1 protein-coding gene is annotated in these 405 nt (G+C 49.1%); it reads right to left on the reverse strand.

Annotated features, from left to right (window positions below; genetic code table 11):
- Positions 1 to 192: 192 nt before the first annotated feature.
- Positions 193 to 405: hypothetical protein (locus JG676_RS08535; RefSeq protein WP_200217975.1), on the reverse strand; the 213-nt coding region annotated here is incomplete at its 5' end.

A 405-nucleotide genomic window follows, 5' to 3' on the forward strand; every position in this document is an offset into this window, starting at 1 on the left:
TTGTACTTCTTCACACCGAATCGAATGAATGGGTTGAGCATTAGCGAGACCATGCTCTGCTCAAATTCATCAAGGTTGGCCAGCGCCTCTTTCTTGGCGTTGGTTCCCATCGTTTTTATGGCATCCAGCTTGTGCTTTAGGGCGATCAGTTTTTCCATTAGTGTTTAACCTCCATCGGTCGCTCGGGAGTTTTCATGTGTTTTCTTTGGTTGCTTCTTCAATGAGTGCCGCGTACACGTCAGTGACGGGCGCCAGTGAATCGGTGGACGTGGTTTCGGGTTTGGCTGGTTCTGTTTTCTTCGTGCGTTTAACCAGACTGTTAATCGTCATGGTGTTGCGCTTCCGGGTTAGCGTTCTGGCGTGGTCGTTTTGCTCTTCCACTTCTTTGATAAGCGCAGCCATATC

It is taken from the genome of Campylobacter sp. 2018MI34, assembly GCF_016598975.1.
Lineage (GTDB): Bacteria > Campylobacterota > Campylobacteria > Campylobacterales > Campylobacteraceae > Campylobacter_D.